The 19,988-nt window shown below is 61.7% G+C and carries 19 protein-coding genes and 1 tRNA gene; 19 read left to right on the forward strand and 1 reads right to left on the reverse strand.

Annotated elements, in window-relative coordinates; all coding sequences use genetic code 11:
* Positions 1 to 90: 90 nt before the first annotated feature.
* The 11 genes from DOM32_RS03410 to DOM32_RS03455 all read left to right on the forward strand — a co-directional run bounded on the left by DOM32_RS03410 (position 91) and on the right by DOM32_RS03455 (position 8,699).
* Complete coding sequence (locus DOM32_RS03410; protein WP_110631250.1) at positions 91 to 441, forward strand: hypothetical protein; 351 nt, start codon at positions 91 to 93, stop codon at positions 439 to 441.
* Positions 442 to 470: 29 nt separating this feature from the next.
* Complete coding sequence (locus DOM32_RS18345) at positions 471 to 569, forward strand: tail virion protein G7P-2 (protein ID WP_420855097.1); 99 nt, start codon at positions 471 to 473, stop codon at positions 567 to 569.
* Between the two features lie 100 nt (positions 570 to 669).
* On the forward strand, positions 670 to 939 hold the full coding sequence (locus DOM32_RS17910; RefSeq protein ID WP_208625299.1) for a major coat protein: 270 nt from the start codon (positions 670 to 672) through the stop codon (positions 937 to 939).
* 95 nt (positions 940 to 1,034) lie between these two features.
* Positions 1,035 to 2,483 carry a hypothetical protein gene (locus tag DOM32_RS17700; RefSeq protein WP_157957016.1) on the forward strand — a complete coding sequence of 483 codons (1,449 nt, stop codon included), beginning with the start codon at positions 1,035 to 1,037 and terminating at the stop codon, positions 2,481 to 2,483.
* A 13-nt stretch (positions 2,484 to 2,496) separates the two neighbouring features.
* The gene (locus DOM32_RS03425) at positions 2,497 to 2,844 is read left to right on the forward strand and encodes a DUF5455 family protein (RefSeq protein WP_110631256.1); all 348 of its coding nucleotides are present in this window, start codon (positions 2,497 to 2,499) and stop codon (positions 2,842 to 2,844) included.
* Complete coding sequence (locus DOM32_RS03430; protein ID WP_110631259.1) at positions 2,844 to 3,926, forward strand: zonular occludens toxin domain-containing protein; 1,083 nt, start codon at positions 2,844 to 2,846, stop codon at positions 3,924 to 3,926. Before DOM32_RS03425 ends, DOM32_RS03430 begins: the two co-directional genes overlap by 1 nt.
* Positions 3,907 to 5,178, forward strand: a complete 1,272-nt coding sequence (locus DOM32_RS03435) for a secretin N-terminal domain-containing protein (protein WP_110631262.1) — start codon at positions 3,907 to 3,909, stop codon at positions 5,176 to 5,178. Before DOM32_RS03430 ends, DOM32_RS03435 begins: the two co-directional genes overlap by 20 nt.
* The gene (locus DOM32_RS03440) at positions 5,175 to 5,918 is read left to right on the forward strand and encodes a TraX family protein (RefSeq protein ID WP_110631265.1); all 744 of its coding nucleotides are present in this window, start codon (positions 5,175 to 5,177) and stop codon (positions 5,916 to 5,918) included. Before DOM32_RS03435 ends, DOM32_RS03440 begins: the two co-directional genes overlap by 4 nt.
* A 12-nt stretch (positions 5,919 to 5,930) precedes the next feature.
* Positions 5,931 to 6,284, forward strand: coding sequence for a hypothetical protein (locus tag DOM32_RS03445; RefSeq protein ID WP_110631268.1), 354 nt, complete (start codon positions 5,931 to 5,933; stop codon positions 6,282 to 6,284).
* 70 nt (positions 6,285 to 6,354) lie between these two features.
* On the forward strand, positions 6,355 to 7,650 hold the full coding sequence (locus DOM32_RS03450; protein ID WP_110631270.1) for a hypothetical protein: 1,296 nt from the start codon (positions 6,355 to 6,357) through the stop codon (positions 7,648 to 7,650).
* Positions 7,650 to 8,699 carry a phage integrase gene (locus DOM32_RS03455; RefSeq protein WP_244179786.1) on the forward strand — a complete coding sequence of 350 codons (1,050 nt, stop codon included), beginning with the start codon at positions 7,650 to 7,652 and terminating at the stop codon, positions 8,697 to 8,699. Before DOM32_RS03450 ends, DOM32_RS03455 begins: the two co-directional genes overlap by 1 nt.
* A gap of 13 nt (positions 8,700 to 8,712) precedes the next feature.
* On the opposite strand, the gene DOM32_RS03460 is transcribed toward DOM32_RS03455, so the two are convergent.
* Positions 8,713 to 8,789, reverse strand: a tRNA-Ile gene (locus DOM32_RS03460).
* 83 nt (positions 8,790 to 8,872) lie between these two features.
* Between DOM32_RS03460 and DOM32_RS03465 the strand changes: the two genes are divergently transcribed.
* The 8 genes from DOM32_RS03465 (at position 8,873) to DOM32_RS03500 (ending at position 19,970) form a co-directional block, all read left to right on the forward strand.
* A complete protein-coding gene (locus tag DOM32_RS03465; RefSeq protein ID WP_244179787.1) occupies positions 8,873 to 9,481 on the forward strand; it encodes a hypothetical protein in 609 nt (202 codons plus the stop codon).
* A 3-nt stretch (positions 9,482 to 9,484) separates the two neighbouring features.
* Positions 9,485 to 10,231, forward strand: coding sequence for a 4'-phosphopantetheinyl transferase family protein (locus tag DOM32_RS03470; RefSeq protein ID WP_110631273.1), 747 nt, complete (start codon positions 9,485 to 9,487; stop codon positions 10,229 to 10,231).
* A gap of 75 nt (positions 10,232 to 10,306) precedes the next feature.
* A complete protein-coding gene (lpxO, locus tag DOM32_RS03475) occupies positions 10,307 to 11,203 on the forward strand; it encodes a lipid A hydroxylase LpxO (protein ID WP_208625300.1) in 897 nt (298 codons plus the stop codon).
* 239 nt (positions 11,204 to 11,442) lie between these two features.
* On the forward strand, positions 11,443 to 13,587 hold the full coding sequence (locus DOM32_RS03480; protein ID WP_110631276.1) for a TonB-dependent siderophore receptor: 2,145 nt from the start codon (positions 11,443 to 11,445) through the stop codon (positions 13,585 to 13,587).
* A gap of 206 nt (positions 13,588 to 13,793) precedes the next feature.
* On the forward strand, positions 13,794 to 15,377 hold the full coding sequence (locus DOM32_RS03485) for a pyridoxal phosphate-dependent decarboxylase family protein (RefSeq protein ID WP_110631279.1): 1,584 nt from the start codon (positions 13,794 to 13,796) through the stop codon (positions 15,375 to 15,377).
* Complete coding sequence (locus DOM32_RS03490; protein ID WP_110631282.1) at positions 15,371 to 16,732, forward strand: lysine N(6)-hydroxylase/L-ornithine N(5)-oxygenase family protein; 1,362 nt, start codon at positions 15,371 to 15,373, stop codon at positions 16,730 to 16,732. The genes DOM32_RS03485 and DOM32_RS03490 overlap by 7 nt, the downstream gene beginning before the upstream one ends.
* A gap of 68 nt (positions 16,733 to 16,800) precedes the next feature.
* Positions 16,801 to 19,314, forward strand: coding sequence for a GNAT family N-acetyltransferase (locus tag DOM32_RS03495; protein WP_110631285.1), 2,514 nt, complete (start codon positions 16,801 to 16,803; stop codon positions 19,312 to 19,314).
* 146 nt (positions 19,315 to 19,460) lie between these two features.
* The gene (locus DOM32_RS03500; protein WP_110631288.1) at positions 19,461 to 19,970 is read left to right on the forward strand and encodes an RNA polymerase sigma factor; all 510 of its coding nucleotides are present in this window, start codon (positions 19,461 to 19,463) and stop codon (positions 19,968 to 19,970) included.
* Positions 19,971 to 19,988 lie beyond the last annotated feature (18 nt).

Genomic DNA, 19,988 nt, shown 5'->3' on the forward strand with positions numbered 1-19,988 from the left:
CCGAGTCGTCCGACTTGTCTGAGCTAGTCGTACTCGCTCGCCACTGCCACACCCTGGCAACCAAGTACCAACGCTAAAAGGAATCCAATCATGGCCATGATCAACACCATCGTCGCCCGCGTCTCCGGCGCTTCCCGCTACGAATTCGAAGGCCGCAAAGGCGGCAAGGTCAGCATCATCGACGAAGTCGACGCCGACAACGAAAACCAGATCGGCATGCAGAACTCCGACATGTCCGCCGACTTCGGCGTGGTCGACCAGATCCGTAACGCCGGCGTCGAACTGCCCTGCAACCTGGAACTCGACGTCGAACTCCGCATGGTTCGCGCCGGCCAGAACCGGGCGCAGACCACCTCGCTGCACGTCATCGCCGCCCGCCGTCCCAAGGGCGCCGGCTCGGCACCGACCAGCAACGCCAAGCCCGAACCGGCCAAGGCGTAACGCCACACCAGGATAACGAGGAGCCACCCATGACCGCAGAACAGTTCGATCAACTGTGGCTCCTCACGTTTTGTACCGGACTCGTCCTCTGCTTCGGGCTCGGTGCAATCAAGGGTGGCCAACGATGAGTTCCGCAACGCTCATCGGCTACCTGCTAGCCGCCTACGCCCTCGGTTGGGCGTGGGGTAAATCAACACTCGCATTCAAACAATTCATGGAAAAAACCACATGAAAACTCAACTGCAAAACGCTGTCGCTCGTACCCGCAACATCGCCAAGTCCGTCTCCGGCAAAGCCGCCCTGATCGGTGCCGGTACGCTCGCAGGCACCACCGCCGCCATGGCCTCCGAAACCGGCTCCGCTGCCTCTGCCGCGTTCACCGAACTGCAAACGCAGGCCAGCGACATGGCAAGCCAGGCCTGGCCTATCGTCACCGCCGTCGTCGGCTCGCTCCTGGCGATCGGACTGTTCAAGAAGTTCGCCAACAAGGCCACCTAAGTCGGTGGTTCAACCGGCCCCGATTCCCGCCCACGGCGAACACCGGGGCCGGTCAATCAAGGGGCCTTCCGGGGCTCCTTTTTTGTTGGTGATTTATGAAAAAAATCATTCTCCTGCTTTTATTGTGCTTTGCTTTTTTCTCTTCTGCTAATGCGTTTGCTGACGGATCTGTCGACCATTATCTTCAATATAGTGAAGATGATGATTGCTCTACTGTTTCACCTGCTCATGGCATTGAGCAGCTTACGCTTCGTTATCCGAATAACGTTATTGTTTATACCGGCATTTCGTTTTATGATAACTACCATAGCCGCATACGCTGTAAAGTTTCTGCTGCTATATATAATCCAGATACTTTTGACTTTAGTTCACAATCGCCGTCTGATATCTACAACTATGTATTCACCGATGAACAATGCCAATCCGCTTATGGCGGTTCTGGCGATATCAATGGCCTTCCTTCTAATTTTTCGCCCGGTGGAACGGTTTCTACGGGTGCTTGTGAGATTACCGATGCCGATAACGCGCTAGTTTGTTCTGTTAATCCTGATGGTACTAAGCAATGTCGCAGCGAACATTGGTTTGCTACTTCTACGGGTAATGATAACTCTATCGATGGTTCGATGTCTCTCGTTACATTTGACGACGATTCATTATTTACGCCTACTGACGATCCTAGTTCGTGTTCGGGCGGTTATTATAGTTCGGGCGGTAACTCGTATTGTTATAACGGGTCGCCGGATAACTCGGATAATATTGAAACCTTTGATCCCCCTGGGGGAACTGACGATAGCGATGGCGGCTCTACTGGCGGCGATTTAGGCGGTAGCACGGGCGGCGATAGCGGCTCCGGCGGCACCGATGGCGGTTCCGATACCGGTGGCAGCACGGGCGGCGGATCAACAGGCGGCGGCTCTACTGGTGGCGGCTCGACAGGGGGTGACAGCGGCTCGGATGACTCGACCGGCGATGACGGTGGTTCCGATAGCGGTGGCTCGACCGGTGGCGATTCCGGATCGGGCGGTTCGACGGGTGGCGATTCCGGCACCGATGACGGTACCGACGATGGCGAGGGGCTGGATGGCGTCATCGATGCCATCGGCAGTGTTCGCAAGGCCATCAACGATGGTTTTGATGGCCTTGTTGACAAGTTAAGCCAGCATACTGACGACACTATCCAAAAGTTTGCTGATGCTGCGCCTAGTCAAGCCGATTATGACGCTCAGTTCGGTAGCAAGGCGGATCATGAGACTGAACTTGAAGAGCAGCTAAATGAAAACGCGGGTGAGCTGACTCAATTAATTGACGGTTCTGGTTCTGAGTTTCAACAATGGTACAACACCCTCGGCGGTTATTTCGGCAGTTATTTTCCCACGCTTCCTAACCAGTCTTGTACCCCTCTCGTTTTTGGTGCCGGAAAACCCTACAGCTTCACTATCTCATGTGACATTTTTGAAATGATTCGGCAGGCACTTGGATGGATTCTTGCCGTATTTACTGTATGGGTTGTGCTTTCCACCATGTTTAGTGCTCGACCTAACTAAGAAGGAGGTTTTTATGCCTGCTGCTCTTGCCGCTGTATGGGCTTCTTTAGTAGGAGCTATAACTGAAGGCAATTTTCTTGCCCATGTTTGGGTCTTCAGTATCAAGATGTCCCTTCGCCTAGCCTTGTTTATGATCAAGGTTGGCGCCTTATTGATTATTATCGGTGTCATTGGCAATGGTGTTCAAAGCGTCTTGGAAGGCTTGAATGTCTCTTTGCCTTCTTTCCTTCAGGACGGATTGGCTCGCATTCTTCCTGCGGATTTCTACTTTTGTTTGTCCGCCATTATTACGGCTAAATTATTGGTTTTTGCCTTTAATGTATCTAGCCGTCTCATTTCCATGTTTATGGCTGATTTCTAATGGCCGTCTACGTCGTGACCGGCAAACTCGGCGCCGGCAAAACCCTGGTCGCCGTGGGCAAGATCAAGGACAAGCTCAACCGGGGCTGCCCGGTGGCGACCAATCTGGATCTCCGGCTGGACAAGCTCATCGGGGAGAAGCCGAAGAACACCCGCGTCTATCGCATTCCCGACAAGCCCCAACTGGCCGACCTGGAAGCGATCGGTCGCGGCAATGACACCTACGACGAGTCCAAAAACGGTCTCCTGGTGCTGGACGAGTGCGGTACCTGGTTCAACTCCCGCTCCTGGGCCGACAAGTCACGCCAGGCCGTCATCGACTGGTTTCTCCACGCCCGAAAGCTCGGCTGGGACATCATCTTTCTTATCCAGGATCTCTCGATCATGGATAAGCAGGCCCGCGTCGCCCTGGCCGAGCACGTCGTCTACTGTCGCCGCCTGGATCGCCTCTCGATCCCCTTCATCGGCTCGCTCTGGTCGATGTTCGCCGGCGGCAAGCTACCCATGCCGAAAGTTCACCTCGGCATCGTCAAGTACGGCGACAGCCCCACCAGTCTCGTCGTCGAGCGCTGGACCTATACCGGCCGCTCTCTCTACCCCGCGTACGACACCAAGCAGGCGTTCTCCGACGCCTACCCGCACCAGACCTATTCCATGCTCCCGCCGTGGCTCACTCACGGCGTTTTCCGCGTGCCACGCGACGCAAGGTTCTATATGCGCCTGACCCGTATCTACTGGAAACGCTTCAACCGCCCCTTGATGGCGGCCGCCGCTTTCGTCCTGGGCATCGTTCTCACCACGTCCGTCCTGATCGTCGATGAAGTCAGCGCACGAAACGGCACCCCGGACCCCGAGGCCACGCCCGACACCCCCGCGCCCACGGTCGACCTCACGGCCTACCAACGGGCGCGCATCACCGGGTATGCCCAGCTGGGCGACCTCACCACCTATCGACTCCTGGACGGCGACAACCGGCCCACCACCAGTAACGATCTCGAGCGCCAAGGGCTCACCGTCGTTCCCCTGGGTGCCTGTCACCTCCGCCTCGAATCTGGAGCCCAACATGCCGACATCGGTTGCTAGTCACACCCTGGCCGCGCTTGCGCTTGCCGCCGCGTTCTCCGTCCCTGCCGCTCACGCCATGCCCATCGATATGCAGGACGCGGACGTTCGCGATTTCGTTCACTGGTACTCGCAGGAAACCCAGTCCCCCATCGCCATCGATCCCAGCGTAAACGGCACGCTCACCGTCTATGCCCCGGACGTCACCCCGGAACAGCTCCCCGAGTTCTTCCAGGGCGTGATGCAGTCCCACGGCTATCAGCTGGTTCCCGGCAACCCGCCGACGCTGGTATCCGCACGCCCGACCGATGACTTCATGGGCCGGATCGGGATGCTCGAACCCCAGCAGCCGACCGTCTCCCGCGTGCTGCCGATTACGCATCTTCGCGCCGACGATCTCGCGCCCCTGGTCGATGCCTTCCTGTCCCGGACTACCACCGGCAGCCTGAACACCGCCAATGCCCAGGTCCTCCATTCGACCAACGCGCTCCTGGTCAACGCCCCTGCCGATCGGGTCGACGACCTGGAACGGCTGTTGCCCCAAATCGACGTCACCCGCGCCCAGGTACTGATCCAGGCAATCATCTTCGAAACCACCGATGGCGATACCTTCGATCTCGGCGTCTCGTTCGGTCGGGCCAGGAACGGCAGCAACCCCGCCGGCGGCTTCAACACCTCCAGCCTCGGCACCTCGCTTTCCACGCCTGGCGCCTCGTTCGGGATCTTCGACGGCGATACCCTCGCGCTGGCCGTGAATGCGATCCGCCGCGACTCCAACGCCCGCGTGCTCTCCACGCCGCAGATCCTCACCCTGTCCGGTCAGCGCGGCACCATCAGCGTCGGCCAGAACGTCCCGTTCATCACCGGACGAATCACCGGCGAAGCGGCCAACATCGAAAACCCGTTCCAGACCATCGAGCGCAAGGATATCGGCATCACCCTGAACGTCTTCCCGGTGGTCACCCCCTCGGGCCTCGTAGTCATGGACGTCAACACCGCCGCCGACAGCCTCACGGACTCGCTGCTGGCCTCGGACATCATCACCAACCAGCGCAGCATCGCCACCACGGTGCAGATCCAGTCCGGCCAGTCGGTCCTCCTGGGCGGCCTCGTCTCCGAGGAAAACCGCCGCCAGGACAACTCGGTCCCGGTGCTCTCCGATATCCCCGTCATCGGCGCGCTGTTCCGCTCCACTTCGACCAGCAACCAGACCAGCAACCTTTACGTGCTGCTCCAGGCCACCGTGCTACCGGCTCAGGAAACCGCCTCATGACCTCGGCTATCGATAGTTTTTCCCGCGACGATCGCGGCGGATCTCATAGGCAAGCGCTATCCAACGCCTGGGTACCGCTCGCTCAATGGCTCGCGATCCTGACCATGACGGTCGAACACGTCTCCAAGTTCCTGTGGCCGGCTGCCGCGTTCACGCCCTGGGCCATCACCCTCGGTCGCGTCGCGTTCCCGCTGTTCGCCGGCATGGTCGCCTGGCACCTCGTCCACAACACGCGACGTCCCACGCGCTACGGCCTCCGTCTGCTCGGTGTCGGCGCGCTGGCCCAACTGCCCTATCTCCTGGTCGTCGCGCCCAAGCTGAACGTCTGCTTCACCCTGGGTCTCGGCCTGCTCGCCGTCGTCGCCCTGCAACGACTCCAGGAACGCTACCTTCAGGCCGCCGTCGGCATCGTCCTGGTCATCCTGGCCGTCTCGATCAGCCCTTACGTCGAATACGGCCTGTTCGGCCTGCTCCTGGTCCCGGCGTTCGCCCTGGCGTTCCGTTACCCACACCGCACCGCCGCCGCGATCCCGGTATTGCTCCTGGCCGCCGTCATCAACGGTCCGCCGCTACACATGCTCATCAGCACCGTCACGGCCATGACGCTCGTTCTCCTGGCCAGCGGATCGCTCCGCCTCGACGTCCCGGTCCCGGCCATACCGCGTCCGCTCCGGCTCTCCTGGTATCCGCTCCATCTGGCCGTCATTGCGGCTCTGTCCTTTCTACTCGTTTCCGCCTGACAGGAGGCCGCCATGTACCTTCTTCAAAAACCCCGTTTTGAAGCACTGTTCTCTGAGATGTCCAAGCGCCATCCGGTCTACCTGGGCGCGTTCCGATTCCCGGTTGCCGACTCCGATCGCTGGATACTCGCCATGACTGTCCAGACAAATTACTGGTTCCTCGGTGCTCAACGGGGCGGCCTTCGTCAATTCCGCAACCTTGAGACGTTGCAGGCCTACACCGTCACCACCCTGGGCGCTGATGCCTTCTCGGTACACCACAGCTACCCGAATCAATTTCCCGATTTTGATAACCAGATCGGTTTACGCGCCCATCCGCAGCACAACCGGCACGAATCAGCAGGCAGGGCGAGACCCTCCCTGTAGCACGTCTCGCAGAATGACAACGAACCAATCCATAGAGCATCACAGCGTATCGTTTTGGAGTTTTATAAAAATGAACACCTGGGAACGCGGAACACTCGAATCGCTGGCACGCGGTGAGATGGACCCGAGGGGCAATCTGTTTTTCAGTCCCAAGGGGCAACAGAACCACGCCTGCATCAAGATCCTGAACGCCGGCGTCGACACCGTGCGCCAGCTCTACGCGGGCAAGCCCTGCCTCGCCCTGTTCGACCGTATCATCGAGATCTACCAGCAAGGCCGCGGGGCCACCATCGACCTGTTCGGCTCCACCTGGGTCGTCGGTGCCGGCACCTCGACCAGCGGCTTCCGCTACCGCCTGCAGAACAATGACCTGGGCGTGATCGTTCTGTTCTACGCCCGACACACCAAGGTCGAGAACATCGGCACCCATCTCAAGATCGAACTGTCGCCCCACTTCATCCAGGAGCGCAGCACCAGCGACGTGCAGACCTACCTCGACACCATCGCCAAGGAACTGCTCTCCTACGTCGAGCCGATGGGCTGCGCCGTTCACCTCGCTCTGGACGTCCAGGGCTGGGAGCCCCCGAGCGACTTCATGGACCGCTTCGTCACCCGCTCCAAGCGCATCGTTCGCAAGAACGCCATCAGCGATTTCGAGATCACCAGCGGCGAAGTCGCCACCCAATACGCCTACGGCCAAAGCTACCTGTTCGGCTCCGCCGGGGCGCTCCAGTGCGCCATCTACAACAAGACCCGCGAAGCCCACGCCCGCGACAAGATCCACTTCTGGGAAAGCATCTGGGAACGGGCGTCCAGCGACGATCCCACCGTCTCCGACTACGACCCCGAACGTGACGTGTGGCGCGTCGAGATGCGATTCCATCAATCCGTGCTGCGGGAGTTCGCCCAAGGCATCCCCTGCAACGTCGACACCGGCGAATGCCTCGACATGGAACACGGCTTCCAGCGCTTCATCGACGTCGTGCCCCACCTCACCGGCCTCTGGCGCACCGCGCTCAAGACCTATCGGCTCGACCACTCTCGCGGCCTGATCGACAGCGCCTGGCAACTGCTCCAGGAAGACGCCCGGTTCTACGATCACGAACCCCACTTCCTCTACAAGCGAGCCCGCAAGGCTCCCGGCCTCGGCAACGAAAAGAACGTCGCCCTGGTCGTGGGTAACCTTATCTCGCTCTACGCGCGCCAGGGCTTCACCACACACCAGGCCATGCACTACCTCACCCAGTGCGGCGCCTGGGACGACATCGCCAATTACTACCGACGACGAGGCATAGACGCAGCTCAGCTACGGCTGCTCATCTCGCAACGGCTCGTCGAGCGGCGCTTACTGGGGAAGGCAGCATAGTGGCAATCAAGAAAACCGAGTCAGGTTGGAAAGTGGACGTTCGCCCGAATGGTCGGGACGGAAAGCGCGTACGCCGCACCTTCAAGACCCAGGCCGAAGCCAGGCGCTTCGAAAACAAGATCCTCGCCCAGGTCGCCGATGGCCAGCAATACGCACCACTCAAGCGCGACCGCCGTCGACTAATGGAGTTCGCCACGCTCTGGTATGACGTCCAGGGTGTAGGGCTCAAGGATGGCCGTGGCAGATACCGCAAGATGCAGCAACTAGCCGGACTCATGGGCAATCCTGTCCTATCGACGTTGACCCCGATGGATATGGTGCGCTTTCGCCAGCAACGTCTCGATGCCGGCATCTCGCCCAACACGACCAATCACGATCTCGCGCACCTTCGTGCCATGGTCAACGTCGCGATCCGCATGGGCGAATACCGGGGGGAAAACCCTTTCGCAGCGGTCAAGGCGATCCGGTTACCCGAGACTGAACTCTCCTACCTCGACCAGGAAGGCATCGACGTTCTATTCAGCCAGTTGCGTCAATCCCGGAACGCCCACGTGATGCTGGTCGCCCGCCTATGTCTTAACACTGGCTGCAGATGGAGCGAGGCACAGACGCTGCGAAGTGAGAACGTCCAGCATGGCCGTGTGACTTACGTAGGAACTAAGAACGGGCGCAACCGCACCGTACCTTTACCCGCCGATCTCTTCGACGAGCTCAAAGCGCACGGCCCACGTATTGGCCGTCTGTTTCCCCAGGACGCCTATCAAGCGTTCAGCCTAGCCTTGAACCGAAGTGGGATTGAGCTGCCTAAGGGCCAACGCACCCATGTTCTACGGCATACTTTCGCCAGCCACTTCATCATGAACGGGGGCGACCTGCTGACGTTGCAGAAGATCCTTGGACACCGGACGATCCAAATGACCATGCGCTATGCCCACCTCTCACCTGATCATCTCGCGGACAGCATCAAATACGGCCCGAAATTCGAGTGTGGTCAAAGTGGGGACACGGTACGGAAATGGAACCCTGGGACGGGCCGAAAATTGACGTAAGCTATTGATTTAATGGTGGGCCCAGTAGGACTTGAACCTACGACCAAGGGATTATGAGTCCCCTGCTCTAACCAACTGAGCTATAGGCCCTGAAACGCGGGAGCCGTATGATAACCAAAGCGGCCGGCACAGGCCAGCCGCTGTTGAAGGTTTGCACGTCCAGGGAGGACACAATGTCATCGAAAACGATCATCCGCCGTATCATGGGTGTCGGTCTGGCTGCCGGTTTGACGGCGTTCCACGGTGTGGCGCTGGCGGCCTGGCAGCTCGATCCCGAACAGTCCCAGGTCACGGCAACGGTGACCGAAATCACCAGCGGCGGCGAGTCGATTCCCCATGAGCACTCGCTGCGCCGCATGGAAGGCCAGATCAGCGCGGACGGCACGCTGCAACTGCCGATCCGCCTCAACCAGACCGACGTGCTCGATAGCCTTGGCGAGCTGCCGCCGTGGATGTCCTCGCTCACCAGCACCACGCTGGTCACGGTCGTCACTCGCCTGCCGCCGGAACGCATCAACTCGCTGGCGGTCGGTCAGTCGACGGTCGAGATACTCACGCTGAGCACGGAATCCAACGGCGAGCAGCGCCAGGAGAAGCTGCCGGTGCGCTTCACCCGGGAGGCGGCCGATGTGGTGCGCGCGCGCAATGCCGAGCCGGTCTCGCTCGATGGCAAGGAACTGATGAAGAACCAGACCGTGCGTTCGATCCTGTCGCTGATCGGGTATCAGCAGATCGGCGACGAGGTGCCGGTCGAACTGGATGCCGTGCTGGTCGACCGTTGAGCGATGCCTGACACCGTCACCCCGTTCGAGACGCTACCCGCCGGCTGCCACTCGCCACGGAGCGAGTGGCCTTGGCGGCTCGCGCTGCCGGAGGCCCGGTTCAGCGCGCTGTGCTTCGACCCCCAAACGCTTTGCGACGCGAATCTGGGCGCCTGGGAGCTCGCCTTGCCGGATCGCCTGACGACAGCGGCAGCCAAGCGTCGGGCGGAGTTCCTGGGTGGCCGCCTCACCGCTCGGCGCGCGCTTGCCGCGCTGACCGGGTCGCCCTCGACACCAGCGCAGGACGCCGAACAGCTGCCCGTCTGGCCAGCCGGCACCGTCGGCTCGATCACACATAGCCGAGGCCTGGCAGCGGCGGTGGTCGCCAATCGGGCAGCCTATCAGGGGGTCGGGCTGGACGCCGAGGTCGTGATGAGTGGCGAACGCGCCCGGCGGCTGGCGGGGCAGATTCTGGTGGCCTCGGAGCTGGCCTGGCTGGACCGGCTGCCCGCCGAGCGGCAGGGAGAGTTCCTTACCCTGGTGTTCTCGCTCAAGGAGAGCCTGTTCAAGGCGCTCTATCCGCTGGTGGGGCAGCGCTTCTACTTCCCCCATGCCCGCCTGATCGAATGGAACGCCGAGGCGGGCGCGGCGTCGATCGAACTGCTCAAGACGCTATCGCCGCAGTGGCCAGCCGGTGCGCGTCTATCCGGGCAGATCGCGAAAATCGATGATTATTTGTTGACGTTGATCGCCATATCTCCACAATCATGAGCATGCGAACTTCTCCGGGCCTCGTGCGGTCTCTGGAAGAGACGTTATCGGCCAACTCATGGATGCCCAGCCAAAATGATCAAATGGATTCTCATACTGCTGTTCGTGGCCAGTGTGCTGTATACGCACTATCGCGGCCGTGTACGCCACAAGCCGCTGCGTCAGCTGTCCGACCACTCCACGTTCATGTCGCCGATCAATGCATTGATGACGCTCTTCGGCCGCGACAAGGATCAGCCCTATCACGATCTGGCGAATTATCCCGAGCTCGAACGACTGACGAGCAACTGGGAGACGATTCGCGACGAAGCGATGGCGCTGCAGGACCATATCAAGGCCTCTTCACGCTATGACGATGCCGGCTTCAACTCCTTCTTCCGTCGCGGCTGGAAGCGCTTCTACCTGAAGTGGTACGGCGAAAGTCACGCCTCGGCCGAACAGCTCTGCCCGCAGACGACGCAGTTGCTGGCGGGCATCCCCAACGTGAAGGCAGCGATGTTCGCCGAGCTGCCGGCCGGCAGCCACCTGACGCTGCATCGCGATCCTTACGCCGGCTCGCTTCGCTACCATCTGGGCCTGATCACGCCCAACGACGACCGCTGTTACATCGACGTCGACGGCGAAAAGTACAGCTGGCGCGACGGTGAGGCGGTGATGTTCGACGAGACCTATCTGCATCGTGCCGAGAACGGCTCGGAACAGAACCGCATCATTCTGTTCTGTGATATCGAGCGGCCGATGAAATACGGCTGGGCGCGCAGCCTCAACCACTTCTTCGGCCGCACGGTGATGGCTGCCGCCAGCTCGCCCAATGATGACAACGACCGTACCGGCGGCCTGAATCGCGCCTTCAAGTACATCTACGCCGTACGCCGGCAGGGCAAGGCGCTAAAGAAGCGCAACAAGACGCTCTACTACGCCATCAAGTGGGCGCTGTTTGCCATCGTGATCATCGCCATCATCGCCTGGTGAAATCGTCCGAAGGAGTTGCGGGCCAGCGAATTGCTGGTCCGCGTTCTTCTTTCCCTCTTCCCTCTTCCCTCTTCCCTCTTCGCCAGATCCTCGGCTCCCATCCGCCGCGTTTTATAGCGCCTGAATCGGGTTATTGTAAATAATTGTCATTTCGGTTCAGAAACGAGCCTCCCCTGCGTCTTCTCATGAGCCATATCCGTGGATAAGAACGATTTTCATTCAAGGGGAGCTTGTCGTTCATGCATTATGTTCTGCGTTATCCGGTCAGCGCACTGGCCTGCGCTTGCCTGTCGTTTCCGGTTTGGGCCCAGCAGACGGTAACGACCTCGACACCCACGACGAGCAGCGATTCCGCGTCGCTCGACACGGTCACGGTGACCGGCCAGTCCGCCGCCACCAAGACCGAGACGCCCGTCCTCGAAACGCCGCAGACCGTTTCCAACGTCGACCGTGAGGAGATGGACGAGCGCGGCGTGCGCACCTTGCGTGAAGCGGCCCAGTACACGCCCGGGGTCTACACCAACCAGGTCGGCGCCTCCAATCGCTACGACTACCTAGTCATGCGCGGCTTTTCCGATGGCAGCCTGAGCAACACTTATCTCGACGGGCTCAAGGTGATGGGCGATGCCAACGGCTATAGCTCGATGGTGATCGATCCCTGGTTTCTGGATAACGTCGAGATCGTCAAAGGGCCGGCCTCGGTACTCTACGGGCGCTCGTCTCCCGGTGGTCTCGTGGCCTTGACCAGCAAGAAGCCGCTGTTCGAGAACCGCAACGAGCTCCGTTTCAGCACCGGCACCAATAGCCAGCGCAGCGCCGCGTTCGATTTCTCCGGCCCGCTGGACGACGAGCGGCGCGTCGCCTATCGCCTGGTCGGCATCGGCAGCAAGGCGGACACCCAGTTCGATCACGTAGAAGAAGAGCGCTACGCCATCGCGCCCTCGATCACCTGGGACGCCACCGACGATACCTCCATCACGCTGATGGCCTATCTACAGAAGGATCCGGAAGGCGGCTATCACTCCGGTGTGCCCTACGAGGGCGCCGTCAGCCGCCACAACGGCCGACATATCAGCAACAATTTCTTCGACGGCGAAGACGACTACGACAAGTTCGAGCGCACCCAGCGCATGTTCGGCTACAACCTCGAGCATCGCTTCAGCGACAACGTCACCGGTCGTCAGAAGCTGCGCTATCTGAACTCGGACGTCGAACTGAACCAGGTTTACGGCTACGGCTGGGTATCGACGGATTCCAACGAATTGAACCGATACTACTCGGGAGGCCGCGAATCCCTTGACGCCTGGACGCTCGACAACCAGGTGGAAGCGAAGCTCCAAAGCGGCTTCATCGACCATACCGTGCTGGTCGGCGTGGATTATCAGAAGCGCAAGAACGACATCACCTGGACCTATGGTTCCTTCCCCAGTCTCGATGCCTTCAACCCCAGCTACGGCGCCGATCCGATCGGAGAGATTGGGGTCACCAACGACGAGCGCCATGAACTCACCCAGACCGGCATCTATCTGCAGGACCAGATGGCGATCGATCAGTGGCGCCTCACCTTGGGCGGCCGCTACGACTGGGTCGATATCAAGAACAAGAACCATCTCACCGATAGCGAAAGCACACTCGACGACACCCAGTTCAGCGGTCGTGTCGGTGCGCTCTACCTGTTCGACAATGGCCTCGCGCCCTACCTGAGCTACAACACCGCCTTCACGCCGACCAGTTTCGTCGACGCGGAAGGCGATCTGCTGGAACCCATGGAGGGTGAACAGTGGGAAACCGGGCTCAAGTATCAGCCGCCGGGCAGCCGGGATCTCTATACCCTGTCGCTGTTCCGGATCAATCAGGAGAACGTGGCCACCAAGGAGCAGCCCAACGACCCTTATCGCTCCGTGGGCGAGATCCGCTCCCAGGGCGTCGAGCTTCAGGCCCGCACCTGGCTGACCGACAACTTCCGCCTGCAGGCGGGCTACAGCTATACCGACATCCGCTACACCAAGAGCGACGACCCGGAAGAGGACGGCAACTACGCCATCTATGCGCCGCGCCACCAGGCCAGCCTGTGGGGACACTATTCCTTCAAGAACGGCGCCTTCGACAACGGCGCGCTCGACGGGCTGGATGTCGGCGTCGGCGTGCGTTACTACGCGGATGTCTATGCCGATCGCGCCAACACCGAAACGGTTCCCGATTACACCCTGGTGGATGCCGCAGTGGGCTATGACCTGAGCCAGATCGGGCTGCAGGGCGTCAGCGCCCGGGTCAACGTCGGCAACCTGCTCGACAAGGAGTACGTGGCGTCGTGCAACTCGCTCGAGTACTGCTACTTCGGCGCGGAGCGTAACGTGACCGCCACGGTCTCGTACCAGTTCTGACGGGTCATTTCGCAGCCGCCAACCCGGCCGCGTGATCCAAGTGGGGCACAGGGACGTGCCCGTCTCATCGCGAATCACCCGAAGCGCATTTCACCGACGCAGTCATTACAGCGCACGCCATCTGTGCGCAGGGGTGCCTTTGTCCGAAATTCGGCTCGAGAAGCCTCGGAAAGGCGCTACACGACAGGCAATCAGGAGGATCTGTCATGCGACATGACACGGAATTCGTCACGCCCATTCCTTTGCATCGGCCCCGGTCGCCAGGCCGGCCAGATTCGGTCGATCTGTTCAACGACCGGTCGCTGGATGCCTATCGCAGCGGCATGCAGCGCTGCGTGGATCTGGTGCGCCGCACGCTGACCCAAGCACAAGGCCCCTGCAGCGGCATCGAGCCCCACGAACTGCAGCCCGCGTTCGAGGCGATCGATCTCGACCGGCCGCTCGGCGATCTCGATGCCAGCCTCGAGGAGGTCCAGCGGCTCTATCTCGATCACGCCGTGCATTTCCATCACCCGCGCTACGTCGCGCATCTCAACTGCCCCATCACGCTGCCCTCGATCCTGGCCGAGGCGATCGCCACGCCGCTCAACACCGCAGTGGAAACCTGGGACCAGAGCGCCGGCGCGACCCTGATCGAGCAGAAGCTGATCGACTGGACCGCGGCACGCATCGGGCTTGGCGACGACGCCGACGGGGTGTTCACCAGCGGCGGCACCCAGTCCAACCTGATGGCACTGGCCATCGCCCGCGATAGCGCCTGCGAAGCGATGCCCGGACACGCCGGCAATCGCCATCACGGGCTCCCCCCGAACTTCCGCCAGCTACGCATCCTCACCTCCGAGGTCAGCCACTTCAGCGTGCAGAAGGCGGCCGCGCTGCTGGGTCTCGGCTATGACGCCGTGATCGCCGTGCCGAGTGATGCCAGCAAGCGCATGGATATCGCCGCGCTGCAGACGGCGCTGAAGGAGTGCGACGAGGCGGGGCTGATCCCGTTCGCGATCGTCGCCACCGCAGGCACCACCGACTTCGGCAGCATCGACCCGATTCCCGCCATTGCCGAGCGCTGCCGCCAGCGCGGCATCTGGCTGCATGTCGATGCGGCCTACGGCGGCGGGCTGCTGCTCTCCTCGCGCCATCGCCACTGGCTCGCCGGCATCGAGCAGGCGGACTCGGTCGGCATCGATTACCACAAGACCTTCTTCCAGCCGGTGAGCTGCAGCGCCTGCCTGGTGCGCGATCGCCGCCAGCTGCGCCATGTCACCTACCACGCCGACTATCTCAACCCCCGCGACCAGGCCGAGGGAGGTACCCCGGACCTGGTCAACAAGAGCCTGCAGACGACCCGGCGCTTCGACGCGCTGAAGCTGTGGATGAGCCTGCGCACGCTGGGCGCCGATCACCTGGGCGACTGTCTCGACGACGTGATCGAACTGACCCGTCAAACCTGCCGCGTGCTTCGAGCGCGTGATGATTTCGACGTGCTGATGGCTCCGGCGCTGAGCACGCTGGTGTTTCGCTATCGCCCCACGGCGCTGGAAGAGGGTGCCCGGATCGAGGCGATCAACCGCCGGATTCGCCAGACGCTGTCGCGACGTGGCGAGGCGGTGGTCGCCGCCACCCGGGTCGACGGGCGCTTCTATCTCAAGTTCACCCTGCTCAATCCCATGACCCGCCTCGAGGATCTGACCGCCCTGATCTCGGAGATCGCCGATATCGGCGCGTCCTTGATGTCGCCCCAGGTATCGCCCGCTGCCCGCCCGTCAATCGTTCGGAGAAAGACCTCATGCTGAGCCGCATCCATGACTTCATCGCCATCGGTCTGGGGCCGTTCAATCTCGGCCTCGCCTGCCTGACCGACCCCATCGACGATCTCGATGGCCTGTTTCTCGAGCGTCGTTCGAGCTTCGACTGGCACCCCGGACTGCTGCTCGAGGACGCCACCTTGCAGACACCCTTCATGGCCGATCTGGTCACGCTGGCCGATCCGACCAGTCGCTTCAGTTTTCTCAATTATCTGAAAGCCCGGGGCCGGCTGTACAACTTCTACATCCGCGAGAACTTCTTCCTGCTGCGCAACGAATACAACCAGTACTGCCAGTGGGTCACCACGCAGCTCGAGTCGCTGCGCTTCGATCACGACGTCCAGCGCATCACCTATGACGACGACGAACGTTGCTATCACATTCACTGCCGGGACACCCGTGCGGGCGATCCCGACGACGATGCCGGCCATGATTTCGACGACAGTGGCAATCGCATCTATCGCGCCCGGCGGCTGGTACTGGGTACCGGCAGCGAGCCGATGATTCCGGCGTGCTGCCAGCCGGTGGCCGAGCGCGTGGTGCACTCCTCGCGCTATCTCGAGCACAAGGCGGCGCTACAGGCGAAGTCAGCGATCACTATCGTCGGCAGCGGCCAGAGCGCAGCGGAAATCTATCTCGACCTGCTCGACGAGATCGACGCCCACGGCTACACCCTGAGCTGGGTCACCCGCTCGCCGCGCTTCTTCCCGCTGGAGTACGGCAAGCTGACGCTCGAGATGACCTCGCCGGACTACATCGACTACTTCCACGCCCTGCCCGAGTCGACCCGTGACGAACTGATGCGCCAGCAGAAAGGGCTCTACAAGGGCATCGATCTCGACCTGATCAACACCATCTATGACCGCCTCTACACCAAGAGCCTGCAGGGCAAGGTGGATACCCACCTGCTCACCTGCGCCGAGCTGGAAAGCTGCCATTTCGATGCCGCCCATCGCCGCTTCGACCTGACCTTCACCCAGACAGAGCAGAACCGGCGTTTCCAGCACCGGACGGCGGGGCTGATTCTCGCCACCGGCTACGCGGCGCACAGGCCGGACTTTCTGGCTCCGATCGAGCACCGCATCCGACGGGACGACGCGGGCCGCTACGCGGTCAGCCGTTACTACGGCATCGGCACCGACGACGACATTTTCGTCCAGAACGCTGAGCTGCATACCCACGGGCTGGTCGCGCCGGATCTCGGCATGGCGTGCTACCGCAACGCCTGCATCATCCGCGAACTGGCCGGGCGCGAGGTCTATCCGATCGAGCGCGGATTCACCTTCCAGGACTTCGGCGCGCCCGATGACCGCGTGTTCCAGCCGCAGCGGGCCACGGCGTGAGGGCTACCGAATGCCCCGATTCGCCATTCCCGATTTCCGATTTCCGACTTCCGTCAGGAGAGAGACTCATGAACTTACCGCAAACTCGACTGGCCAACGCCGAGACAGCCACCGCGACACACACCACATCTGCCAGCAGTCTCTATTCGCCCGACCTGAGATTTCAGCGCGACTGGCCGGGCATCGGCACCCTCGCCCTTCGCCCGCTCGATCTCGACCGGGACATCGACACCGTGTTCGACTGGGTCAACCGCGATAGTGCCCGCTTCTGGGGCATGAACGGCGATAGCCGAGATCAGGTCACGGCTTTCTACCGCGACATGGCGCAGAGCGACAGCGCCCAGGCCTTTCTCGGCCTCCACGATGGCCAGCCGGCGTTTCTGGTCGAATGCTACGACCCGCGCCACGATCCGGTCGGCGAGCACTACCCGGTTCAGCCCGGCGACCGTGGCATGCACTTTCTAGTCGCGCCGAGAAACCCGGCGACATCGCCGATTCACGGCTTCAGTCAGGCCGTGATCGATACCGTCGTGGCGTTCCTGTTCAGCGACCCGGCAACGCAGCGGATCGTCGTCGAGCCGGACGTCACCAATGCCAAAATCCATCCGCTCAACCGTCGCGCCGGGTTCGTCTACGAAGGCGAGATCCAACTGGCAGAGAAGACCGCCCGGCTGGGGTTCTGCACCCGCGAGCGATTCGAGTCGCTGCACGCCTCGCAGCGCCCCAACACCGCAATGGACGAAGCGGTCGACCATCTCCGCCCCGACCGCTGGCAGCGCGCCAATCGCGACCTGCTGGGCAAGGCGATCAGCGAGTTCGCCCACGAGCGGCTGCTGGCGCCGTTAGCGGAATCTCTTCCCGAGGCCGATGGCTGGGCCGATTACCGGCTCACCACCGATAGCGACAGCATCGTCTATCGTTTCCGCGCCCGCCGGATGGCGCTGGATCACTGGTGGATCGACAAGGGAACGCTTGCCAAGACCCGCGACGGCGATCCGCAAGCGTTGGACGTGGCGCAATTTCTACTGGAATGCCGGACGCGGCTGAACATCGATCCCGACAATCTGCCCACCTACCTGGAAGAGATCGCCAGCACCCTGGCCGGCATGGCCTACAAGCTTGGCCGAGACGTGCCGCCGGCCGGCGAACTCGCACTGGCCGATTTCCAGATCGTGGAGACGACGATGAGCGAAGGCCATCCCTGCTTCGTCGCCAACAGCGGGCGGATCGGCTTCGATATCGAGGACTATCACCGCTATGCGCCGGAAGCCGGCGCCGCGATTCGCCCCGTCTGGCTGGCGGCAGCGCGTCACTGCACGACCTACAGCGCCATCGACGGGCTCGACTTCGAATCGCTCATCGAAGACGAACTGGACGCCTCGGTACGGGAGCGTTTCGTGGCCCGACTGCGTGCGCTCGGCCTCGACCCCGACGACTACCTGTTGATGCCGGTTCACCCATGGCAGTGGCGCCACAAGCTGGCGATCACCTTCGCCGGCGAAGTGGCCGAGCAGCGCCTGGTGCTGCTCGGCGAGGCGGACGACGATTACCGCGCCCAGCAGTCGATCCGCACCTGGTTCAACGTCTCGCGGCCCCGGCGGCGTTACGTCAAGTTCGCGCTGTCGATCCTCAACATGGGTTTCATGCGCGGGCTGTCGCCCCACTACATGCGCGGCACACCGGCCATCAATGCCTGGGTCGAGAACCTGGTCGCAAGCGACGCCGAACTGCAGGCGCAGGGATTCAGCGTACTGCGTGAAGTCGCCACGCTGGGCTATCACCATGCCGGTTTCGAGGCCGCTACCGACAAGCAGAGCCCGTATCAGAAGATGCTGGCGTGCCTGTGGCGTGAGAGCCCGTACACCCGCATCTCGCCCAATCGGCGGCTGATGACCATGGCGGCGCTGCTGCACCGGGACGCCAGTGGCGACGCGCTGCTGCCGGCACTGATCGATGCCTCCGGCATCGGCGCTCGCAGCTGGATCGAGCGCTACCTGGCCGCCTACATGACGCCGCTGCTGCACTGCTTCTACGCCCACGATCTGGTGTTCATGCCTCATGGCGAAAACCTGATCCTGCACCTCGAGAATCAGGTGCCGGTCGGCGCGATCCTCAAGGATATCGGCGAGGAGACCGGCATCTTCGACAGCGGCCAGTCGCTGCCGGAAGCCGCCCGGCGCATCGCGGTGGAGGTGCCCGAAGAGCTGAAGATCCTGTCTATCTTCACCGATCTGTTCGACTGCTTTTTCCGCTTTCTGGCCGAGATTCTGGTGGCTTCGAACCAGCTCGAGGAGAACGAGTTCTGGCAACTGGTGGCGGCGTGCGTGATCGATTACCAGCAACGACACCCGGAGTTCGCCGCCAAGTTCGAACGCTTCGATCTGTTCGCGCCGGAATTCATGCTCTCCTGCCTCAACCGGCTGCAGCTGCGTAACAACCGCCAGATGATTGATCTGGCCGACCCATCGAAGAACCTGCAGTTCGCCGGCACGCTTGCCAACCCCATTGCCGCCTACCGGCCGATGTCTGAACGGCGAAACGGCTCCGGGGACGAGCGCGACGCACCGACCGTGTCGACATGAGGTAACCGACGCCCAACCCGAACCATCGCCGGGCGCACGTCGAGGTGCCCGGCCTACGACTTGTTGCCAATACGACTTATTGCTAATGATTCTCATTTTTGCCATGATCGCGTCACTTCTGTCGTTCTGCCCCCAGGGCCGCCATCATGCGCGAAGCACTGTTCGAATCTCTCTATCGTCAGCACCATCATGAACTCCTGGGCTTTCTCAGCCGCCAGCTCGATTCCCGGGATCAGGCCGCGGATCTGTGTCACGAGGTCTACCTGCGCCTGTTCAACACCGCGTCGGAAATCGTGCTCGAGAACCCGCGCGCCTATCTCTTTCGCATCGCCCGCAATCTGCTGATCGATCAACGCCGACGACAGGCGCCCGAACTGATCGCCATCGACACGCTGGCGCCGGTGCTGGTCTGCCCACGCGCCTGCCCGGAAGCCGACGCCTGCCGGCAGCAGTGTGTCCGCCAGCTCACGCAGACGTTGGCCGGATTACCGGAACGGCTACGCCAGGCGCTGATCTGGCACCGCATGGAAGGCATGACCCAGCGCGAAATCGGTGATCGACTCGGCGTTTCCGAACGCATGGCGGGGCGCTACATCGCCCAGGCCCTGACGCGCTGTCAGGCTGAGCTCGACAGCCTGGATATGGCCGTGACATGACGTCCGCTAGGGTCTGTT

Source organism: Salinicola salarius (assembly GCF_003206135.1).
GTDB lineage: Bacteria > Pseudomonadota > Gammaproteobacteria > Pseudomonadales > Halomonadaceae > Salinicola > Salinicola salarius.

What these genes read in the sequence shown, in the direction of transcription:
- DOM32_RS03425 (WP_110631256.1), top strand. Translation starts at nt 2,497, where the DNA reads ATGCCTGCTGCTCTTGCCGCTGTATGGGCTTCTTTAGTAGGAGCTATA.
- DOM32_RS03465 (WP_244179787.1), top strand. Translation starts at nt 8,873, where the DNA reads ATGTCATCGAAAACGATCATCCGCCGTATCATGGGTGTCGGTCTGGCT.
- DOM32_RS03480 (WP_110631276.1), top strand. Translation starts at nt 11,443, where the DNA reads ATGCATTATGTTCTGCGTTATCCGGTCAGCGCACTGGCCTGCGCTTGC.
- DOM32_RS03470 (WP_110631273.1), top strand. Translation starts at nt 9,485, where the DNA reads ATGCCTGACACCGTCACCCCGTTCGAGACGCTACCCGCCGGCTGCCAC.
- DOM32_RS03490 (WP_110631282.1), top strand. Translation starts at nt 15,371, where the DNA reads ATGCTGAGCCGCATCCATGACTTCATCGCCATCGGTCTGGGGCCGTTC.
- DOM32_RS03450 (WP_110631270.1), top strand. Translation starts at nt 6,355, where the DNA reads ATGAACACCTGGGAACGCGGAACACTCGAATCGCTGGCACGCGGTGAG.
- lpxO (WP_208625300.1), top strand. Translation starts at nt 10,307, where the DNA reads ATGATCAAATGGATTCTCATACTGCTGTTCGTGGCCAGTGTGCTGTAT.
- DOM32_RS03495 (WP_110631285.1), top strand. Translation starts at nt 16,801, where the DNA reads ATGAACTTACCGCAAACTCGACTGGCCAACGCCGAGACAGCCACCGCG.
- DOM32_RS03435 (WP_110631262.1), top strand. Translation starts at nt 3,907, where the DNA reads ATGCCGACATCGGTTGCTAGTCACACCCTGGCCGCGCTTGCGCTTGCC.
- DOM32_RS03430 (WP_110631259.1), top strand. Translation starts at nt 2,844, where the DNA reads ATGGCCGTCTACGTCGTGACCGGCAAACTCGGCGCCGGCAAAACCCTG.
- DOM32_RS18345 (WP_420855097.1), top strand. Translation starts at nt 471, where the DNA reads ATGACCGCAGAACAGTTCGATCAACTGTGGCTCCTCACGTTTTGTACC.
- DOM32_RS03440 (WP_110631265.1), top strand. Translation starts at nt 5,175, where the DNA reads ATGACCTCGGCTATCGATAGTTTTTCCCGCGACGATCGCGGCGGATCT.
- DOM32_RS03445 (WP_110631268.1), top strand. Translation starts at nt 5,931, where the DNA reads ATGTACCTTCTTCAAAAACCCCGTTTTGAAGCACTGTTCTCTGAGATG.
- DOM32_RS03500 (WP_110631288.1), top strand. Translation starts at nt 19,461, where the DNA reads ATGCGCGAAGCACTGTTCGAATCTCTCTATCGTCAGCACCATCATGAA.
- DOM32_RS17910 (WP_208625299.1), top strand. Translation starts at nt 670, where the DNA reads ATGAAAACTCAACTGCAAAACGCTGTCGCTCGTACCCGCAACATCGCC.
- DOM32_RS03410 (WP_110631250.1), top strand. Translation starts at nt 91, where the DNA reads ATGGCCATGATCAACACCATCGTCGCCCGCGTCTCCGGCGCTTCCCGC.
- DOM32_RS17700 (WP_157957016.1), top strand. Translation starts at nt 1,035, where the DNA reads ATGAAAAAAATCATTCTCCTGCTTTTATTGTGCTTTGCTTTTTTCTCT.
- DOM32_RS03485 (WP_110631279.1), top strand. Translation starts at nt 13,794, where the DNA reads ATGCGACATGACACGGAATTCGTCACGCCCATTCCTTTGCATCGGCCC.